The organism is Cyanobium sp. BA20m-14, from assembly GCF_024346295.1.
In genome coordinates this window covers 1-18700 of sequence record NZ_JAGQCR010000034.1, presented here as the reverse complement: position 1 = coordinate 18700, position 18700 = coordinate 1, and the positions used below count along the sequence as shown (strand labels likewise).

24 protein-coding genes are annotated in these 18700 nt (G+C 64.6%); 6 read left to right on the top strand and 18 right to left on the bottom strand.

Going from position 1 to position 18700, the window contains the following annotated elements; translation table 11 throughout:
* Positions 1 to 135: 135 nt before the first annotated feature.
* From KBZ07_RS05200 to KBZ07_RS05150, 11 genes are all read right to left on the bottom strand, one after another.
* A complete protein-coding gene (locus KBZ07_RS05200; protein WP_254930616.1) occupies positions 136 to 606 on the bottom strand; it encodes a ferritin-like domain-containing protein in 471 nt (156 codons plus the stop codon).
* A 5-nt stretch (positions 607 to 611) separates the two neighbouring features.
* The gene (locus tag KBZ07_RS16260) at positions 612 to 1166 is read right to left on the bottom strand and encodes a BMC domain-containing protein (protein WP_315860139.1); all 555 of its coding nucleotides are present in this window, start codon (positions 1164 to 1166) and stop codon (positions 612 to 614) included.
* A gap of 62 nt (positions 1167 to 1228) precedes the next feature.
* Positions 1229 to 1480 (bottom strand): carboxysome peptide B, encoded by a 252-nt coding sequence (locus KBZ07_RS05190; RefSeq protein ID WP_254930615.1) that lies wholly within the window; start codon positions 1478 to 1480, stop codon positions 1229 to 1231.
* Positions 1480 to 1761 (bottom strand): carboxysome peptide A, encoded by a 282-nt coding sequence (locus KBZ07_RS05185; RefSeq protein ID WP_254930614.1) that lies wholly within the window; start codon positions 1759 to 1761, stop codon positions 1480 to 1482. The genes KBZ07_RS05190 and KBZ07_RS05185 overlap by 1 nt, the downstream gene beginning before the upstream one ends.
* 1 nt (position 1762) lies before the next feature.
* Entirely contained in the window at positions 1763 to 3259 is a 1497-nt protein-coding gene (locus KBZ07_RS05180) for a carboxysome shell carbonic anhydrase (RefSeq protein WP_254930613.1), read from the bottom strand.
* Between the two features lie 7 nt (positions 3260 to 3266).
* Positions 3267 to 5684 (bottom strand): CsoS2 family carboxysome shell protein, encoded by a 2418-nt coding sequence (locus KBZ07_RS05175; RefSeq protein WP_254930612.1) that lies wholly within the window; start codon positions 5682 to 5684, stop codon positions 3267 to 3269.
* 83 nt (positions 5685 to 5767) lie between these two features.
* Complete coding sequence (locus KBZ07_RS05170; protein ID WP_197149945.1) at positions 5768 to 6109, bottom strand: ribulose bisphosphate carboxylase small subunit; 342 nt, start codon at positions 6107 to 6109, stop codon at positions 5768 to 5770.
* 52 nt (positions 6110 to 6161) lie between these two features.
* On the bottom strand, positions 6162 to 7574 hold the full coding sequence (locus tag KBZ07_RS05165; protein WP_254930611.1) for a form I ribulose bisphosphate carboxylase large subunit: 1413 nt from the start codon (positions 7572 to 7574) through the stop codon (positions 6162 to 6164).
* 64 nt (positions 7575 to 7638) lie between these two features.
* Positions 7639 to 7950 carry a BMC domain-containing protein gene (locus KBZ07_RS05160; protein WP_094559871.1) on the bottom strand — a complete coding sequence of 104 codons (312 nt, stop codon included), beginning with the start codon at positions 7948 to 7950 and terminating at the stop codon, positions 7639 to 7641.
* A 195-nt stretch (positions 7951 to 8145) separates the two neighbouring features.
* On the bottom strand, positions 8146 to 8382 hold the full coding sequence (locus KBZ07_RS05155) for a P-II family nitrogen regulator (protein ID WP_254930610.1): 237 nt from the start codon (positions 8380 to 8382) through the stop codon (positions 8146 to 8148).
* Positions 8383 to 8430: 48 nt separating this feature from the next.
* Positions 8431 to 9426 (bottom strand): sodium-dependent bicarbonate transport family permease, encoded by a 996-nt coding sequence (locus KBZ07_RS05150; RefSeq protein ID WP_254930609.1) that lies wholly within the window; start codon positions 9424 to 9426, stop codon positions 8431 to 8433.
* Positions 9427 to 9711: 285 nt separating this feature from the next.
* Here KBZ07_RS05150 and KBZ07_RS05145 point away from each other — a divergent pair, with 285 nt between their 5' ends.
* A complete protein-coding gene (locus KBZ07_RS05145; RefSeq protein ID WP_254930608.1) occupies positions 9712 to 10293 on the top strand; it encodes a non-canonical purine NTP pyrophosphatase in 582 nt (193 codons plus the stop codon).
* Positions 10294 to 10303: 10 nt separating this feature from the next.
* Here KBZ07_RS05145 and KBZ07_RS05140 read toward each other — a convergent pair whose 3' ends face one another.
* Positions 10304 to 11029, bottom strand: a complete 726-nt coding sequence (locus KBZ07_RS05140; protein WP_254930607.1) for a BMC domain-containing protein — start codon at positions 11027 to 11029, stop codon at positions 10304 to 10306.
* Between the two features lie 245 nt (positions 11030 to 11274).
* Here KBZ07_RS05140 and KBZ07_RS05135 point away from each other — a divergent pair, with 245 nt between their 5' ends.
* On the top strand, positions 11275 to 11709 hold the full coding sequence (locus KBZ07_RS05135) for a hypothetical protein (RefSeq protein ID WP_396123392.1): 435 nt from the start codon (positions 11275 to 11277) through the stop codon (positions 11707 to 11709).
* A 27-nt stretch (positions 11710 to 11736) separates the two neighbouring features.
* Here KBZ07_RS05135 and KBZ07_RS05130 read toward each other — a convergent pair whose 3' ends face one another.
* From KBZ07_RS05130 to psaM, 3 genes are all read right to left on the bottom strand, one after another.
* Positions 11737 to 12711 carry a protochlorophyllide reductase gene (locus tag KBZ07_RS05130; protein WP_254930606.1) on the bottom strand — a complete coding sequence of 325 codons (975 nt, stop codon included), beginning with the start codon at positions 12709 to 12711 and terminating at the stop codon, positions 11737 to 11739.
* A 28-nt stretch (positions 12712 to 12739) separates the two neighbouring features.
* Positions 12740 to 13093, bottom strand: a complete 354-nt coding sequence (locus tag KBZ07_RS05125; RefSeq protein ID WP_254930605.1) for a hypothetical protein — start codon at positions 13091 to 13093, stop codon at positions 12740 to 12742.
* A 164-nt stretch (positions 13094 to 13257) separates the two neighbouring features.
* Complete coding sequence (gene psaM, locus KBZ07_RS05120; protein ID WP_197149960.1) at positions 13258 to 13362, bottom strand: photosystem I reaction center subunit XII; 105 nt, start codon at positions 13360 to 13362, stop codon at positions 13258 to 13260.
* A gap of 102 nt (positions 13363 to 13464) precedes the next feature.
* Between psaM and KBZ07_RS05115 the strand changes: the two genes are divergently transcribed.
* Positions 13465 to 13935: a CRR6 family NdhI maturation factor gene (locus KBZ07_RS05115; protein ID WP_254930604.1), complete on the top strand. Its 471-nt coding sequence runs from the start codon at positions 13465 to 13467 to the stop codon at positions 13933 to 13935.
* Between the two features lie 34 nt (positions 13936 to 13969).
* Here KBZ07_RS05115 and KBZ07_RS05110 read toward each other — a convergent pair whose 3' ends face one another.
* The gene (locus KBZ07_RS05110) at positions 13970 to 14737 is read right to left on the bottom strand and encodes a sulfite exporter TauE/SafE family protein (RefSeq protein ID WP_254930603.1); all 768 of its coding nucleotides are present in this window, start codon (positions 14735 to 14737) and stop codon (positions 13970 to 13972) included.
* Positions 14738 to 14754: 17 nt separating this feature from the next.
* Between KBZ07_RS05110 and KBZ07_RS05105 the strand changes: the two genes are divergently transcribed.
* On the top strand, positions 14755 to 15594 hold the full coding sequence (locus KBZ07_RS05105; protein WP_254930602.1) for a lipoate--protein ligase family protein: 840 nt from the start codon (positions 14755 to 14757) through the stop codon (positions 15592 to 15594).
* On the opposite strand, the gene KBZ07_RS05100 is transcribed toward KBZ07_RS05105, so the two are convergent.
* The gene (locus KBZ07_RS05100) at positions 15480 to 16763 is read right to left on the bottom strand and encodes a site-2 protease family protein (protein WP_254930601.1); all 1284 of its coding nucleotides are present in this window, start codon (positions 16761 to 16763) and stop codon (positions 15480 to 15482) included. The two genes, KBZ07_RS05105 and KBZ07_RS05100, sit on opposite strands and share 115 nt — an antisense overlap.
* 83 nt (positions 16764 to 16846) lie before the next feature.
* On the opposite strand from KBZ07_RS05100, the gene KBZ07_RS05095 reads away from it, so the two are divergent.
* A complete protein-coding gene (locus tag KBZ07_RS05095) occupies positions 16847 to 17494 on the top strand; it encodes a phosphoribosylanthranilate isomerase (RefSeq protein ID WP_254930600.1) in 648 nt (215 codons plus the stop codon).
* Positions 17495 to 17539: 45 nt separating this feature from the next.
* Complete coding sequence (locus KBZ07_RS05090; protein ID WP_254930599.1) at positions 17540 to 18109, top strand: hypothetical protein; 570 nt, start codon at positions 17540 to 17542, stop codon at positions 18107 to 18109.
* A gap of 49 nt (positions 18110 to 18158) precedes the next feature.
* On the opposite strand, the gene folE is transcribed toward KBZ07_RS05090, so the two are convergent.
* Positions 18159 to 18700: GTP cyclohydrolase I (folE, locus tag KBZ07_RS05085; protein ID WP_254930598.1), on the bottom strand; the 542-nt coding region annotated here is incomplete at its 5' end.

Here is an 18700-nt window from a genome sequence, read left to right as displayed (position 1 = left end):
CGGACAAGGGGAATAGGGCTTCGTGCAGCAAAGTTCAGGATGAAGCGGAGCAGCGGCGGCGGGCCCTAGGTAGTTCTCTGCCTATGGTCCTGGTCTAGAGCCGGCTGCTTTAGCTGGTTGCTTTAGCTGGTTGATTCAAAAGGTGGCCCGCTCCATCGAAGGGGCGCTGGCACTGGCCCCGAGGCTGGCTAGCCAGGCGCGCAGATCTTCGCCGTGGTGTTGTTCGTCTGACCAAAGGGCCTCAAAGAAGGCCTGGTTGTCGGAGTCGCCCACCAGCATGCAGAAGCGCAAGGCCTCTGCGTAGTGATTGATCAGGGCGGCTTCCAGGTTGAGGTTGAGCCTCAGCAAGCCAACCAGGTCGGGGGCCTGACTGACGGGACTCAGCTGGGAAGCGGCCGGCACCACCCCCAGGGCCAGCATGCGCTGGATGATCCGCTCCGCATGCTGCATTTCCTCCACGGTTTCGCGGCGAAAGCGCTCTGCTGCCTCTGGATCGCCCCAAAGCTCCACAAGGGAGCCCTGGGTCATGTACTGCTGCACAGCCGAGAGTTCAAGGCTCAGGGCGCGACCGAGATAACCCAGGACGCGCGGATGAACGGCGCCCATGGGAATCAAAGACGGCGGGTGGCTTCAGTGGCGATCAGGGCGGGCTCCACTTCACTGTGGGGGCGGGCAATGATGTGGGCGGCGACCAGGCCGTCGCCCACGCGCTCGCAGGCATCGGCGCCGGCCCTGACGGCTGCGTTGACAGCACCGGTTTCACCCCGGACCATCACGGTGACATAGCCGCCGCCCACAAATTCGCGGGCGATCAGGGTGACTTCCGCAGCCTTGGTCATGGCGTCGGCGGCCTCAATGGCAGGCACCAGGCCACGGGTTTCAATCATGCCGAGGGCAATGCCCTGAATGGAAGGAGCCATGGCTTTGTTGCTCGAAGGGGTGGATGGACGATTGGTACCGGCGCCGCCACCGGTACGGGAACGGGAACCGGCGGCGGCGGTGCGGGGCTTGCTAGCCGCCGGTTTCGCTGCGGCCAGGGCCTTGGGGGGCCCCGCCTCAGCAGCTGAACTGGCCGCCCCAGGTGCCGCTGCCGCTGCCACTGCCGCCGCCGCGGGGGCGGGGTTGGCGGCGGCAGCGGGATCGCTTTGGGGGGTGGGGGTGGCCATGGCTCAGGGGTAGGGGGCTGGTGGGAAGGCAGGTCGAACGGACAGCGAACTATCCGGGCGACCTAGCCGTCTGGCTCCCAGAAATCGATGATTCCGCCGATCGTCAGATCGGTCTGCACCTCGGGATTGCCGCAGGCAAAGCGGGCCGCCGAGCCGCTGGCAGTGAAGACCCAGTTGCCGGGGGAAGCCCCCACCGGATCAACGGCGACGCTGAGCTTGCCCTTGTTGTTGCGCAGGATGCGCAGATTGGAATGGTTAAGGCCAGCCACCCGTTGGCTGCACACTAGTGAACCGGTGACCTGCATGATTTCCATCAGGGAACCCCTCCCGCAGGAGCTGGGGCTTTGCCGGCATCCGGATCCCAGTGGTCAATAATGCCAACGATAGTGAGGTCGCTGGGATAGGACTTACTGCCGGCAGCTTCCCGGGCAGCGGAACTGCCAACGCAGATCACCCAGTCGCCAGGAATGCAGCCGACCGCAGCGACGGCGACCTTCTGGCTGCTGCCATCGAGAACAACCTGTAGGTGCTTGTGCTCGAAATCGGGGATGCGGTTGGTAGAGACCAGGGGTTTGACCACCTTGCAGATCAACATTTCAGTGTCCTCCTGCGCTCGCGAACGTAATGGTGGAACCTACCGCCTCTGCAGGGGTATGGCGGTCCTGCTCGCGAATTGTTAGGAGTGCGTGCAGCAATCCCTGGCTGAATAGGTCGGCATAGCGGCTTTCAATGGCGGCCTGCACCCGCTGGCAGCGGCGGATGGCGCGGTCGCGGGCCCCGGGCACTTGACCGTTGTAATCAAAACGCACCACAACCGGCACTGGCAGGCCGCGGGAAACGTTGAGACCCTTGAAGATCTTGATGCCCACATCTAAATCAGGGGCCCCTTCTTCCACCGTATCCAGGTAGGCGAAATAGGTGAGATTGCGCAAATGGATCTCCTTAAAACCAATCCCCACACCGATAAACCGCTCGGCGTGACCCGCATCTAAGTAACTGCCGCCATGGACTTGGCGCACATAGTCAATCTGGGAGAGGTTGTTCTCCAGTAACCTGGCAACCAGCTTCACCATGCCAGGGTCGGGGCAGCTGGCCGCAGCCTCTTCCACCATCGCCTCAATTAGGGCCCGGCCGCCATCGCTGCTGAGCTTGCAGGTGGCTTCATAGACGGCCTGGGCATCGAGCCAGCGCTCCAGATTGGTGCTGCCATCGAGGCCTGGCACGTGCACGCGGATGGCGTCGGTGTCGGTGTCGATGCCCATCAGCAGCAGATCCACCGAGGCTCCGCAGCAGAAGCTGTTCTCCACCGCCTGCTGAAAATCCTTCAGCCGGGCGAGACCACAGGAGGCCGCCAGGCCATCGTCGCTGCCATGGGCCGCGCAGCCCTCGTGGCTGGGATCCTTAGAGCTGAAGTGGTAGAGCACCACCTTGAGGTAGCGGGTGTCGTCGTGGGCTGGATTGGGCAGCCCCTCGCGGTAGCGACGGTGCTCGGTCTTGACCCACCGGTTCACCGTGTTCTCCACGTCAAACAGGGCTCCGGCATGGGAGCGGCGCCTCACCGAGCTAAAGGGAAGCCTCAGGGCGTAGGCCACCGCATGGGCCAGCCGGCCATCGGAGCAGGGGGTGATGTCGAGCAGATGGAAGCCACAGGAGAGCAGAAAAGCGTTGAAGGCCTCCGCTGCGGTGCTGCCGGGCTTGCCGGCCAGGGGATCCTGCTGAAAGAAGGCCTCGCTGGTCTGCTCGTAGGTTTCGAATACACACCAGGCAAACAGGGTGGCCATGTCGAGCTGACTCACCCAAGCCTTCTCCAGAATCGGCAAGGGCAAGGCAAAGCCAAGCTCCAATAGGGCTAGACGCTGGGCCTGCTCGATGAAATCAGCCTCGTGCTGGAGCGCCGAAAGGCGCTTGAGCAGGGGCACGATGCGATCAAAAGCACCCTTCACCCGCTCGTCGTAGGCCTGCAGGGTCCCATTCGCCTGGCGGTCGGTGAGGGGATGGATCCCTGCTCCGCTGGCGGCGCCACCGAGGGGCCGGCGGCGGGGAGCCGTTGGGGCCATCGGGCGATACGGAGTGGCGGTGGGACGACGGGGCATCAGGGATTCAGCCGCGGGCTCCACCGGAAACCGTGATCAGGGAGCCAGCAGTGGTGCTGCCACTGGAGCCAGTCACCCGGCAGACGGGCTCGGGCTTCTCCTCGTTGCGCTTGGCCTGGAAGCTGGGCATGGCCTGCATCGAACCGGGCCTGGTGGGGTTGCGGCGGCGGGCCGAAACACCTTCGGTGCCCGTGACCCGATCACCCCGGTCCCAGTCATCGCCGGTGATCTTCAGGCCGGCTGAGATACCTTCGCCGGTGACTCGGGAGGTGGGGCGCTCGCCCTGCTCCCCAACTAGTGCTGCTTGAGCGGCGGCTGCTTGAGCGGCGGCTGGTTGCACGAGTGCTGCTGGCTGCAAAAGCGGGCCGCGGGCCTGCTGGCTGCCACGGCGATCGAAGCGGAACTGCTCAGTGCCGGTGACCATGCCACCGGCCAGATCAAAAGGGCCGGTAATCCTGCTCCCTTGCTCGTAACTGGTGCCCGTGACTCCGCCGGTACGTTCTCGAGCCAGGTGGGCTGCCCTCGATGGTGACTGGATGCTGAATTGCTGCCAGGGCTGGCTGCCGCCCAGGGGCTGGGGAAAGTCTGAATCCTGTTCAGCGGCGGCTCCGCAGGCTGCAAGCAGTTGGTCGTTGCCGATGTAAGGCGTGCCGGTCACGGCCTCACAGGCGCCGCGCCCGGCTCCAGTCAAGGCTCCGCCAATGCCGGGCTGAATGCCGCTCATGCGATTGGCGCCCCGCACCGGGGTGCGCTGGCGGATCTCGCCGACGGCCTTGCTGGAGCAGAAATCACCGGCCTGCTCCAGCCCGGCATAGGGGGTACCTGTGACAACCTTGCAGGTACCGGGCTCGTCGCCGGTGACGTTGGAGGAGCGACCCGTGCGGGTGCCGCTCACCACTTGGGCTTTGTTGGTGACACTGAAGCCCACCTTGGCGGCCTCCGGGGCCGGCTTGGTGCCGCAGAATTCAGAAAACTGCTGGCTGCCCACATATTCATCCCCCGTCACCAGGCGGCAGCTGCCGGGTTCGTCCCCGGTTACGTGCTCGCTGCGGCCCACATGGGTGCCGGTGATACCCGTGCCCCGCAGGGTATGGAGGCTGGCCACCTTGGTTGGAGCCCTGCCCCCCACCTGGCTCTGGTCACCACCTACGTACTGGGTGCCGGTGAGCTGCCTGCCCGAGCCAGGCTCATCGCCGGTCACGTTGCTGGAGCGACCAACCATCACGCCGGAAACGGGTTGGCCGCCAAGGGTTTGGCTGCGGCCGACCTTGCGGGGGCTGGGATTGCTCCCCCCGCAGTAGGTAGCCGATTGGTTGGCCGAAACGTATTCCGTACCGGTGATGTTTTTGCAGGTGCCGGGCTCATCGCCGGTGACCTTTTCAGAACGACCCACCTCGTTGCCGGTGACGCGATTGCCATGGGTGGTGGCACTGACCCGCACCTTGGCTGGCTGGGTAGCGACGGGGCCGCTCTGGCAGAAGGCTTGAAACACCTCAGCCCCGAGGTATTCGGTGCCGGTAATGGGGCGGCAGGTCGCCGCCTCGTTACCGGTGGTCTTGGGGGAGCGGTTTGCCTGGGTGCCGGTCACAACCTGGCCACTGCTGGTTTCGCTGACGCCCACTTTCCAATGGGCATCAGCGGCCACGGCCTGCTTGGAACCGTGGCGGTTGGGGCCGGAGGGTCGGGTGCCACCGTTACGACTGGTGCCAGCACTTCCCACCTTGGCCCGCAGCTCCCGCACCTTCTGCGAGAGCTCGCGGGCGCTCATATCAGGGTTGCCCTGACGGGAGAGGGTTGCCGCCGAGGTGCTAGTGGGGGCATTGGCGGATTTACCACGCTTGGAGAGGGCTTCGCGGCGGGCCAGGGCCAGGGCTCGGCTGGGATCACGCTGGGCCGATCGCTTCGGGGTTACCCGCCGATCGTTGCCCTGGCCTGACCGGCTGCTCAGGCTGGAGAGGGCGGGGGATTGGCCAGCCGGACGCTTGGCCCCAGCAGCTGGAGCAACTTGCTGGGGATTGGCCGCGACGGAGGGTTTGGGAGTGGGCTTGGCCAGGTCGGTCTTGGCCAAATCAGTACGGGTGCGATCGCGGGAGGTGTCAGCACGCTTACCGCGCTTGGAGAGGGCCTCCCGACGGGAGAGCACCAGATCACGGCTGGGATTGGCGATTGGCCGGGCCGGGCTGCGCTTGGCAGACGGGGATGGAACGGCCAGGCTGCGGCTCGGTGTGGGCACCGAGGCACTCGCCGCTGCCGCCACAGAGGCTGCCGGCTTGGCCGCCGCAGCTGAGGTGCGCGTGGGGCGCGCGTCCTCGAGCGAACGCACGCGACTGTTACCAGAAGTGAACCGGTTGGCGGCCTTTTTGCCACCGTTGGTGAGGGCCCTGCGGCGCTCCAGAGCTGCTTCCCGGCTGGATGTGCTGGCCATGTCCGCCCGTCGAATGGATGATCAAAAATTGAAAGGTGGGGGGGCCGGCATGGAGCCGATACCCCCCCTCAAGCCGCTAAAAATCAGCGGCCTTCAAAAACCACGAAGCAGGCACCCTGGCTTTGGGTATATGCGTCGTAACCAACCAGACGCACGTGGTGGTCGGGATAAGCACGATGGCAAGCCTCAAGCTCGCTCACAATCACGCCCAGATCCTTCTCGCCAAAGAAGGGCAGTTTCCAGAATGACCAATAGGTGGCCATGGAATTACTGGGATGGACATGCTCAACGAGCGGGCTCCATCCCTGGGCAATGATGTAGGCGATTTGGTCGTAGATCTCGTCCTGGGTGAAAGGCGGCAAGAAGCCGAATGTCTCCAGGGTGGCGACTGTTTGGTAGTCACCCACGGTGCTCTTGAAAGGCATGGGGATCCCTTAGGTGGATGGAAATGGATTGATCAATCGATAGATTGATTGATCAGTTGACGTCGAGTTTGTCGACGGTGTCGAACTCAAACTTGATTTCCTTCCAGGTCTCCAGGGCGATGGCCAGCTCGGGGCTGTGCTTCGCTGCCTCCAGAAGGATGTCGCGACCTTCAATCTCGATCTCGCGACCGGCGTTGCGGGCCTTGACGCAGGCTTCAAGAGCCACCCGGTTGGCGGCCGCACCAGCGGCGGAACCCCAGGGGTGGCCGTGGGTACCACCACCGAACTGCAGCACCGAGTCGTCGCCGAAGATGGCCACTAGGGCGGGCATGTGCCACACGTGGATGCCACCGGAGGCAACGGCGAAGACGCCGCCCATGGAACCCCAGTCTTGGTCGAAGAAGTTGCCGCGGCTGCGGTCTTCGGGGACGAAGGATTCACGCAGTTGGTCGATATAGCCGAGGGTCGACTGGCGGTCGCCCTCCAGCTTGCCAACCACCGTGCCGGTGTGCAGCTGGTCACCACCGGAGAGACGCAGGCACTTGGCCAGCACTCGGAAGTGAATACCGTGCTTGGGATGGCGGTCAATCACAGCGTGCATGGCACGGTGAATGTGCAGCAGCATGCCGTTCTTACGGCACCACTTGGCTAGACCGGTGTTAGCGGTAAAGCCCCCAGTGATGTAGTCGTGCATGATGATGGGCTGGCCCAGTTCCTTAGCGAACTCGGCACGCTCATACATCTCCTCAGGAGTTGCGGCGGTACAGTTGAGGTAGTGACCCTTCTTTTCGCCGGTTTCCTGCTGGGCCAGGTTGGTAGCTTCAGCAACGAACTCGAAACGGTTCTGCCAACGCTGGAATGGTTGGGAGTTGATGTTCTCGTCATCCTTGGTGAAATCGAGACCACCGCGGAGGCACTCATACACAACCCGGCCGTAGTTTTTACCGCTCAGGCCGAGTTTCGGCTTGATGGTGCAACCCAGCAGGGGGCGACCGTACTTATTCATGCGGTCGCGCTCAACCACGATGCCGTTCGGAGGACCCATGCAGGTCTTGATGAACGCCATCGGGAAGCGGATGTCCTCGAGACGCAGATTGCGCAGCGCCTTGAAGCCAAACACGTTGCCAACCAGGGAGGTCAACACGTTGGTGATTGAGCCTTCCTCAAACAAATCGAGGGGATAGGCAATGAAGGCGTAGAAGGCTTCCTTGTCGCCAGGGACGTCTGCGATGCGGTAGCAGCGGCCTTTGTAAAAGTCGAGATCGGTGAGGAGCTCGGACCACACAGTGGACCAGGTGCCGGTAGAGGATTCAGCGGCCACAGCGGCAGCCACTTCTTCCTTGGGAACACCTTCCTGGCCGGTGCACTTGAAGCAGGCCAGCAGGTCGGTGTCTAGGGGGACGTAGTCAGGAGTCCAATACGTGTCGCGGTACTCCTTGACCCCTGCGTCGTACTTCTTGCTCATGGAGTTTCTCCGGTGGGGGCGGGTAAGGGATTGAGATTGATCAGCGCTTCAGACGCTTTCTGGCTCAGTCCTTCTGACCGGCGTAGTTGCCGTTGCCCAGGGCAGGCTCCACTTCGCGGTGGGGCCTAGCGATGATGTGGGCTGCCACGAGGCCGTCGCCGACGCGCTCGCAGGCATCAGCCCCGGCGCGAACAGCTGCGTTAACTGCGCCGGTTTCGCCGCGCACCATGACGGTGACGTAGCCGCCGCCAACGAATTCACGACCGATCAAGCGCACTTCGGCGGCCTTGGTCATGGCGTCAGCCGCCTCGATCGCGGGGACCAGACCCCGGGTTTCAATCATGCCGAGGGCGATGCCCATGGTTTCAGTTGCCATTACCTGCTCCTGGAGGAGGGGGGTGGAATGTTCGCTCGCAACCATGGTCGGCAGGCAAACCCCCCGTCAAGCCATTTACCCCTCTCCTGCCATCACTCTTAGTCCGGCGTCAGATAAGCCAAACTGATCAGTGCAACACAAAACGTTAGGCAATGCTTGCCACTCCAGTGACGGCAGGGGTTCTGCCGCCTCCGCTCAGAGCGCTTCTGCCTCGGCCACGAAGGCCACACCGCCGTAGTAATCAAGCAAAGGCTGGATCCCCTGGCGCAATTTGGGCAGAACTTCCTCCGGGCAAAACACGATCACATGGGCATTGGCCCCCAGGCCGCTGAAGTCCATGGAGTCGGAAACCAAGCCATGGGGCCCCTTGCCAGTGACGTGCTTCAGCACCGAATAGCCCGGCGCTCCGGCCGCATCAATGGCCTTGATCACCGCGTCGAGCTACCTTTCGCTCAGGATCAGATCCACACGTTTCATGGCTCAGCCTGGGGAGGGAAGGAAGGTGTTGACAAGAGTCATGTAGAGCGGAATCCCCACAATGATGTTGAAGGGGAACGTGACCCCAAGCGCCATGGAGATGTAGAGGCTGGGGTTGGCCTCAGGCACGGTCATTCGCATTGCGGCCGGCACGGCGATGTAGGAGGCACTTGCACACAGCACCACAAACAACAGGGCATTGCCAGGCTCCAGCCCCAGTCCCTTGGAGATCAGAACCCCCACCAGGGAGTTGAACAGGGGCATCAGTATGGAGAAGCCGACCAGAAAAGCTCCTGCTTCGCGCAGATCGCGGATGCGCTGGGCCGCCACGATGCCCATGTCCAGCAGGAAAAAGCTCAGGGCTCCGTAGAAGAGTTGCTCACTGAAGGGCAGCATCTTGGCCACGCTGGCGGGGCTGTAGGCCGCAACAAGCAGGCCGATCACCAGGCTGCCCACCAACAAGAGCACTGAGCTGTTGAGGAATGCCTCCCGAAGCAACTCTTGCCAGCGCATCTCCTTGGCATCGGGGCGCCGCTGGGGGGAAGCCAGCTTGACCAGCAACAGGCCCACAATGATCGCGGGAGATTCCATCAGGGCCAGGGCCGCCACCATGAAGCCGTCAAAGGGCAGCTTCTGGGTTTCCAGAAAACCCTCGGCGGTGATGAAGGTCACCGCACTGATGGAGCCGTAGGTGGCCGCAATGGCGGCGGCATTGAAGCCATCGAAGCGCAGCTTCAACAGCAGAAAGCTGTAGACCGGCACCACCAGTGACATCGCCACGGCGGCCGCAATGGTGGGCAGTACCTGGCCCCCCAGACCGCTGTGTTGCAATTCGAGCCCCCCCTTGAAGCCGATCGCCAGCAACAGGTAAAGGGAGAAGAGCTTGGGTAGGGGCGCGGGGATTTCCAGGTCGGAGCCCACCAGCACCGCAATCACACCTAGAAAAAAGAACAGAACCGGAGGGGAGAGCAGGTTCTGCAGGATCAAGCTCGAGTCCATTGGCAAAACTCCGGCTTGATCACCTGAAATGGCGATCAGCTCCAACGCTAATCCCCACCAAACCAGGTGGTCCAAGTGGGCCGCCCCCTGTCAGGGGGCGAACAAAAAGCTGCACTTGCCCAGGGCTTTTAGGCTTATTTACCTAATGTTGCAGGCGGAACCGGCACCCCTGGAGCTCTCCGGGGGGTGGAATGTTCAACCCGGCCGGTTCCCCACTCCTGGAGCGCCCCTGCGTTCTTCTAAGAGGGCTCTGGGCCAGAATGGCGTCTCTCCTGGGGACCCTGGATGCCAGCTTTGGTGATCGCCAGCGGCAACCCCCACAAGGTGGCCGAAATCGGCGCCATGCTCGAGCTTGTTGAGCTGGAAGTTGTGCCCCAGCCAGCGGGGCTGGACATTGAGGAAACGGGCTCCACCTACCTCGACAACGCGAGGATCAAGGCCCAGGCAGTGGCCAGACTCACCGGCCAGTGGGCCCTGGCGGACGACTCCGGCATCGAGGTGGATGCCCTGGGCGGCGCACCTGGAATTTTTTCGGCCCGCTACGCCCCCACCGACCACGAACGCATCCATCGCCTGTTGCACGAACTGGGCGACTCCCTCTACCGGGGGGCCAGTTTCCGCAGTGCGATGGTGCTGGCCGATCCCTCCGGAGCCAGCCGCGCCGAGGCAGAGGGCATCTGCAGGGGCTCAATCCTGCGCCAGCCCCAGGGGCATGGCAGTGGCTACGACAGCCTGCTCTACGTGCGCGAGGCCGGCAGTTCCTATGCCCAGATGGGCCCCCACCTGAGAAGCAAATTCGGCAGCCGCGGCAAGGCTGCGAGGCTGCTCGCCCCGGCGCTGCGGCGGCTCCTGGGGATTCGAGGCTGAGCTGGATAGCTCAGCGGGAGTTGTTGTTGATGTGGTTGATGGCCCGCATCGCCGCGGCGGCGGCCTCCTCCACATCGCCTTCGCGGCCCGCCAGGGTGAGGCGGCCAAAGGCGCCCACGGCCTTGACATCGACCACCGTGATGTTGGAGCCCTTTTCGGCCTCATTGGCGGCGATCAGCACGTAGCCGGCGGGCTCGGTTTCCAGGATGAACATGCTCATGCCGGCCTGGATCATCGAGCCGCGGCGGTTCTGACGGTTGATCAACACCGCATGGTCGGGGGTAATGGCACGGATGATCTCGGTCCAGCTCACCTCGCAACGGCTGCGCTGCTCCACCCGGCTGCCGATCGCCTCGAGCACCACATCGCCCGAGTGGAGCACATTGCTCTGGTCACGGTGATAGAGGGCCAGCGAGCCGAAGGCCCGCTCCACGATCATCTGGCCGAGGCGCACGGTGCTCGCCTTGAGGGCGATGTCGGTGACCCGGTGCACCGCCATGCCGGGCGACACTTCGAGCCAGAGACAGGCGTCGCCGGGGATCGGCAGGAAGCCCTGGCTCACGGTGCCCATGTAGGCGGCCAGCTGGGGCTGGAGTGAATCCAGAAAGACGTAGGTGCGCAGCTCGATCGACTGCACCTGGCTCGACTGGCGGGCCAGGCGGGAGCCTTCGCTGTCGGTGGTGATCACGCAGCTGGCGCCGGAGCTGCCGCTATCCACCTGGGTGCCGGTGACCAAGGATCCAGAACGGGGGCCCGCAGGTAACGAACCCCTGCCCGTGCCCGTTACAGATGCCGACGCTCCTTCCCGTCTCCGGCGCAGGGCCAATTCTTCTCGAGATGGCTGGCGAGCGGGCAAGGGTCCTTCGGGCAGCTTGCCCTTTCAGCTGGGCAGCCGCGCCGGGATCTTAACCCTGGGGCCGGTTGCACCCTTGCCCATCGTTGCAGAGCCGGTAGGGTCCGGCCAACGTTGATGGGACGTTCATGACCAGCCGACAGCCAGCCGCCAGCACCGCCGCTGCCACAACCAGCCCGGCCCCGCTCCCAGAGTGGATGGCCGAAGCCGCGGCCCAGGGGGTGAAACCGGAGCAGGCCCTGGCCTTTATCGGCCTGGGCTTGATGCAGAAAATGGCCGGATCCGGCAACGACCTGCCCTGGATCTGGGCAGACTCTGATGACGGGGGCCGGGCCGATCTGGCAGCCCTGCGTCAGCGCCTCGAACTCACCCAGCTGGCACTCCAGACCGGTGCTCCCCTGACCACGGCCGAGGTCAGCCAGTTGCTAGGCGTACGCCCTACCAGTGAGAGCGTGGAACGGGCTGGAATCAGGGCTCGCCGACTCAGCCGCAATGTCTGGAAGCTGGCTAGGGCCGAAGGGGCCGATTCCCGCAGTGACGATGCCTTCCGGCGCCGTTTCTGAGCTCCACCAGGCCCTGGGGCAGCAGCGTCAAGCCAGCCCGACCAACTTCATGGATTCCTCCCACATGGCCTGGGCCGTACCCGGATTGCTGGCCTTATCGGAGAGCTCCTGGCTGAACTGCCTCCCCCCCTGCTTCTGACGGTTACCCCAGCTCCAGTGCACGCCGGAAGAACTGAAGGCTGGATCGGCTACCACCTGGGCCACCCTTTCGCCGGCCTGGGCCTGGCTCACATAGCCGCCGGTGATGTTTTTCTGGAACCAGGGGAAAATCCTCTGGAAGGCCAGGGGGGCATGGCGGAAGAGGGGGGAGTCGGCCACACAGCCCGGATACAGCGAATTGAAAACGATGCCGGTGCTGCCATGCAGGCGGCGATGCAGCTCCTGGGTGGTGATCATGTTGCAGAGCTTGCTGTCCTTGTAGGCCTTGCCGGGCTTGAAGGGCTTGCCGTTGGCCATGGCGATCGGGGCCTGGAAGCCGGCTTTGAAGCCGGCAAGGTCGCCCAGATCGGCGGGAGCCGGGATCGGGATCTTGCCGCCTAGCTCCTTGGAATTGGCCGTCACCGTGCCCAGGATCACCACCCGGCGGGAGGGGTGGCTGGAGCGCTCCAGATCCGGCAGGAGGAGGTGGATCAGCAGGAATTGGCCCAGATGGTTGGTGGCCATCGAGATCTCGTAGCCCTGGGGGGAGCGCTCCGGCTGCTCCAGCCTGGGCTTGTAGACGGCCGCATTGATCACAAGCGCATCGAGGGGGCGTCCCAGGGAAGCCACCAGGGTTTCCGCCCCAGCACGCACACTGTCCAGATCGGCCAGATCAAATCTCAGATGGCTGAGCTGGGCCGAGGGGATAGCCAGACTGTCGGCGGCAGCTGCCGCCCTGACCGGATCTCGGTTGGCGGTCACCACCTGCCAGCCCAGATCGGCCAGGGCCTTAGTCGCATGGAGGCCGACTCCAGAGGTGGTGCCGGTGATCAGAACCGTTCCGGCGCCAACTGCTTCAGCCATCAAACCCGGTGACAAAACGGGTTCCAACCTAGGGGCTGGGGCGGGCCTGCTCAGGGTTGTTCCACACCACACGGAGCCGGTTCGGGGCGATCCACTGGCTCTGTTCCCGGATCAGGCGCTGCTCCCCCTCCAACATGAACAGCTGGTCAAAGCGTTCCCTTGCCTTCAGCAGCTTGGTCTGCTCGAGTTCGAGCACGGCGGCGAGCTCTCCCTGGCGCTCCATCCGCTCCTGGTAAGCCGAGGTAAGGCGCGCCAGGCTGATGCCGGCCACAACCACCAGGCCCAGCTTCACGGCCAGGGCAATGAGGCTGCAGAGCAGTTCTTGGCGCTCCAGTGAGAGGCCGTGGAGGGCGGCAGTTTCCCCCCCTGAAACAACCTTCACAGCAGGTTGCTGTTCACGCCTGGATGCTGGCGCAGGCCTGGAGGTGGGCGCAGGCCTGGACACTTGCCGCATGCCGAGAAAAGCAATCCTTTAGGAACACAATTCTTGTAGCGGCAATGGCTCCTCTTGGCAATGGCTCCCCGTGGATATGGCTCCGAGGGAGCTCAGGCCTTGTAGAGCGAGAAGCAGAGACGCACGGCCAGCACCCCCGCATGGGCTGCCACCACCAGGGCAATCAGCACTTCGGCCAGGCTGAGGGTGGAAACCATGATGGCTGGAATCAACGGGATGTCCCATTCTTTGCCCATCGGTGGCTACGGTCCAGCTGCGCCCGCCCTGCTGTCACAGCTCTTGATGGCTCCGACCTGCTAATGCCCGTGGAGATCTCCGAGCAACAGATCCGCACCCTCGATCTCGCCCCGCTTCAACCCTGGGCAAGCCTCGACCCGGCAGCCCTGGTGCAACGGGCCGGATCCCTCGAACTCAACTTCGATTGGCCCCAGGCCGCAGACGATCCCCGCGAACTCTCTGAGATCGCCGAACTGCGGCTCTGGTCCCTGCGGGCCGATGCGGAATATCCCTGGTTGCCCCTGGTGCTGGAGCGCGGCAGTGGCCAGCTCACCCGGCATGGGGCCATGCTGCTGCCCCACCAGTTCAGTCGCACCGAGGGGATCCGCTTTGCCCCCGAGGCCCTTGAGCTGTGGATGACCCATCGCCTGTTCGGCCTCGATGCCTGGGCCCGATCCCACAACCTGGGCATCCGCCAGGGGCTCACCCAGATGGCTGCGGTGCTGGGATTCGAGCTCGATGCCCAGTTCTGGGTTGGCTTACCGCCGGTCTGAGCTCTGGCAATCTCCCATGGGTCTGGGCCCAGGATCAGCCAGTCGGCCCAAGCAACAGCTGCAGGGAGCGGCTTCCGCTCAGGAGCCCTAGGACCATCGTGAAGGCCCGCAACATCCAGACCAGGTAGACCCCACTGACCCGATCCAAGCGGGCGGCGGACCAGCTGGCGGCCAGGGCGGCCGTGGCCCCCAGGGCAAGGCCGACGGGCAGAAGGGCCCGGCCGTCCCTGAGGAAAGTGGTTGAGGCAACCGTGGCGGAAACCAGCACAGCCAGGCCGCTGAAGCGAATGGCCAGGTGGATGGGCACCCGCAGAAACCTCACCATCAGGGGCACCATCACCAGGCCGCCGCCGATGCCGAGCATGCCCGTAGCCAATCCCGCCATCCATCCCACGGCGGAAAGGCCCGGCAGGTTGGGAGGGGATTCGACCCCATCCTCGGGGAGGCCATGGGGCTTGATGGTGACTGTCAGTACGGCGTACATCAGCGCCTGCAGGGCCAACAGCTGCCAGCCCTGGACCCCAAGGCTCACCCGGCTGAACAGGCCCGCACCGAGGCCGGCCCCAATGGCAATCGCCAGGGCGGAGCGCCAGGGAAGGCTGCGGTTGGCCAGGTGCGTCCAGGTGGACCCGAGAGTGGTGGGCACGATCGCCAGGGTGCTGGTGGCGAGTGCCTGATGCGGTTCCAGCCCCGCCAGCAAGAGCATGGGGGCGAACACAAGCCCCCCGCCAATACCCAGCAGACCAGACAGCAGCCCAGCCAGCAACCCCAGGGGGAGATAGGGCAACAGGCTCCACAACATCCTGGCAATCTGGGGTGATGGCGGCTCCTTCAGCATCCCCCATGCCGCCCCTGAGGCTGCTGCCCAGCACCTGCCGGAGCGGGGCCTGGCAGATGGCCACCGACGCCTGGTTGCTGGAGCAAGCTGCGCCCAGCTTTCGCCTCTACAGCTGGCAGCGCCCAACCCTCTCGCTGGGATTTCACCAGGGCAAGGTGGAAGCCCACTGGAGCGAACTGGCCAGCGCCGGGGTGATCGATCTGGTGCGCCGGCCCAGCGGCGGCAGGGCAGTCCTCCATGCCGGCGAGATCACCTATGGCCTGGTCTGGCCCGGGGCGCCGCTGGGGCGCAAGCGGGCCTACGGCCTGGCCTGCCGCTGGCTGCTGGAGGCCTTTGCCCAGCTGGGCCACCCCCTGCAACCGGGCAGCCAAGCCAGCGCGGCGCAGCCCAGCAACTGTTTTGCCTCAGGCACCGCCGCAGACCTGGTCGACGCCGATGGGGCCAAGCGCATTGGCAGCGCCCAGCTCTGGCGCAGGGGCTGCCTGCTCCAGCACGGCTCGATCCTGGTCGAGCCAGCAGATGAGCTCTGGCAGCAGGTATTCAAGGCCCCGCCGCCCCGGCTGGCCAGGCTGCCCCTAGAGGGCTCCGCCCTCCAAATTCTGCTGATCCGATCGGCCCTGACCTGGCTGCCAACGGCCGGCTCAGGATGGACGGAAGGGGCCCTCAGCGGCGCTGAGCTCGCCACCATCGGAGCTCGCCTGGGGCCTTACACGGAGGGGCTATCTAGTGGCAGGGCTGGCAGGGCAGGGGCTTCGCCGGAGGCTTCCCCGGAGGCCAGCATCGATCGCACCACCTGGGGCAAGGCCAGGCCAAGCGGGTAGGTGCCTTGGCGCCGAGCTGCCTCGAGCAAGGGGGCAGGCAGCTTCAATCCCATCTTGACGAGCACAGCCTCCCCCAGTTCAGGCCGCTCGATCGTGCCGCAGGGCAGGCCCGCGGGGCTGAACACCAGCAGGCGGTCGCGGCCGCTGGCTTCGAGTTGTTGCACCGCCTGCCAGAGCGGGGCTGAGTCCCGAATCGAAGGCAGGCTGTCCAGGGGCTGGATGTGGTCACCGATCCGATCGCTATCCCAGCGCTGCACCGGCAGCTGCTGCAGTGGGGTGTCGTCAATGACCCCCTGCCAACGGCCGCGATCGCAGACCAGCAGCCAGTCGCCCTGGCCGGCGTCACTGGCCTGGGCCAGGCGGATCCTGCTCAGCTCCCGCAGGGGGCCGGAGGCCTCAAGCACCCGAAAACGACGACCTGCCGCATCCCGCACCTTGAGCTCATTGAGGGTGCGCTGCAGCGCCAGCATCTGGCGCTGGTTGCGGGATGCACCCAGGCCAAACCAGCCCAGCAACATCAACCAGGCCCCACTGAGCCCCGCCCCCCGCAGCAACAGCACCGTGCCCAGGCCGATCGCGAAAAGTGACAGGATGCGCCCGGATTGGTTGGCTACCTCCACGCCCCGCCTTTGGCTGCCACTGATCTGCCACACCAGGGCCTTGACGATCAGGCCGCCGTCGAGGGGCAGACCGGGCAGCAGATTGAACAGGGCCAGCACCAGGTTGAGGCTGCCTAGCTGGGCAACCATCGCCCCCAGCAGCGGCGAGAGATGGGCTGCAGAGTGGGTAGCAGCCAGCAGACCCACGCCCAACAGAAGGCTGACGGCCGGCCCCGCTGCAGCCACCAGCAGGGCCCCTCGGGCCGTGCTGCATTCCCGCTCAACGCTGGCCACACCCCCCAGCAGAAACAGGGTGATGCCGCTGACCTGAACGCCCTGGGTCAGGGCAACCAGGGAATGGCCCAGTTCGTGCAGGAGAACTGACACGAACAGCAGCAGGGCCGTCAGCAGACCCAGGGCCCAGAGGACGCCAGCACTGACGGGATCCTTGAGGCTCAGGCTGTATTGCTGCTGGAAGGCCACGGTGGCAAGCACCAGGATCACAAACCAACTCGGATGGATGCGCAGGGGAATCCCGCGGATCTTGAACAGCTGCCAGCCCTCTCCCACGGCCCCTCCACCGGCACGACAACCGGGCCAGGCCCGCCATCAGAAAGCTGATCCTAGAAAGGTGGCATGCCAGATGCCCACCCATGCCCCGCCCCCGGCTCAAGATCTGCGGACTGCGGCAGCCGGCCCAGGCCGCAGCGGTCGCCCTTCTGGGCGCCGATGCCATCGGCGTCATCGGCGTGACAGGGTCGCCTCGATACGTAGATCCGGCCGAACGCCAGGCGCTGTTTGCCGCCGTGCAGGCCGCAGCCCCCGGCTGCCAGCGGGTGTTGGTGGTGGCCGATCCCGATGGGGCCACCCTGGACCAGCTGGGAGCAGACAGGGGGCATGGGATTCTCCAGCTGCACGGTTCGGAAAGCCCGCAGCGCTGCCGGGAGCTGGGAGAAAAACTGGGCTGCGAGCTCTGGAAAGCCCTGCGCATCCGCAGCCCGGAGGATCTGCAGCGGGCAGCCGCATACGCGGAGGTGGTGGATGCCCTGCTGCTCGATGCCTGGCTACCTGACCAGCTAGGTGGGACGGGCCATCCCATCCCGATTGACTGGCTGGATCAGTTTCAGCCGCCCCTGCCCTGGTGGCTGGCGGGGGGCATTCGCGCCGACCGGGTAGCGCCGGTGCTGGCCCGGCTGAGCCCCACTGGCCTCGATGCATCCAGTGGCGTGGAGCGCAGCCCTGGCGACAAGGACCTCGAGCTTGTAGCGGAGCTGGTTGGCGCCATCAGCGCAGCTGGCTGAGAAGACCTTTTGGGGCCAAAATCAACTGAACTTTTCCCTCTGCTGATGGGTCCCTGCCCTGGACAACAAAGCCAACGCCAGCTGGGTCTGGGCAGCTGCCTGGCCCTGGTGCTGGCCTGGATGCCGGTGTGGATTCCTGTCTTGATACCCCTCTGGATACCGGAGGGGGTGGCGGCCCAGGACCTGGTGGGCTGCCAGCTGGTGGATGGCCAGCTCTCCTGCGTGCCTGGGGTCAGTGCCGATCCCCAGGCCCAGATCCAGGCCCTACGTCAGCAGATCTCCAGCGATCTGCAGCAGGAAAGCGCCGTCCAGCAGCAGATCAACGGATTGGAGCAGCTGGCGCTCCAGGGCGAGGCCATCGCGGGTCAGGTGCTGCAGGCCACGGCCCTGGCGGACGTGCTGGCGGCCCTGCCGCCCCAGGCCTTCCACTGGTACCGGCGCAGCCCGGGCAGCAGCCAGTGGCTACTGATCGTGGAGGCCTCCGGACCCAGCTATGCCCTCCAGCCCCAGGCTGTTTCAGCGGAAGTGATGCTGGTGGTGGCCGTCTCCCCGGCCGGTGCCCCAGTCCAGCGCCAGGCTTCCCGACCCGTGGGGCCGGTGCTACCGGCTCCCTAAGAGCTGGCGCCCGGCCGAGGAAGATTGCTTAACTAGAGAGGATTGCTCATCAATAGAGCAAAGATTCCTGCTGTTTGACAAGTTCAAAAAATTCAGCCTTGAGGCTGGGATCGGCCCGGAAATCACCGCGAACCACGGAGTTGACCATGCTGGTTTGCGGTTCTTTGACACCGCGCCACTTCATGCAGAAGTGCTGGGCCTTGACCAAGATGGCCAAACCTTGGGGCTCACAGAGCCTTTCGATTTCATCGGCCAGGATCATCACGGCCTCTTCCTGAATGTGGGGCCGGGAAAAGACCCAGTCAGCCACCCGTGAAAATTTGGACAGGCCGATAACCCTATCCCCGGGCTTGATTCCGATCCAGCAATTGCCAAGGATGGGAACCAGGTGATGGGAGCAGGCTGAGCGCACGGAGATGGGCCCAACCGTATAGATTTCGTCGAGCTTTTTAACGTTTGGAAAACTGGCGATCTTGGGCTGTTCGTGATACCTGCCCTTGAAGACCTCATGGAGGTACATCCTGGCGACGCGTTCAGCCGTTTCCTCGGTGTTGTGGTCCCTATCGATATCTATCACCAGGCTGCGCAGCA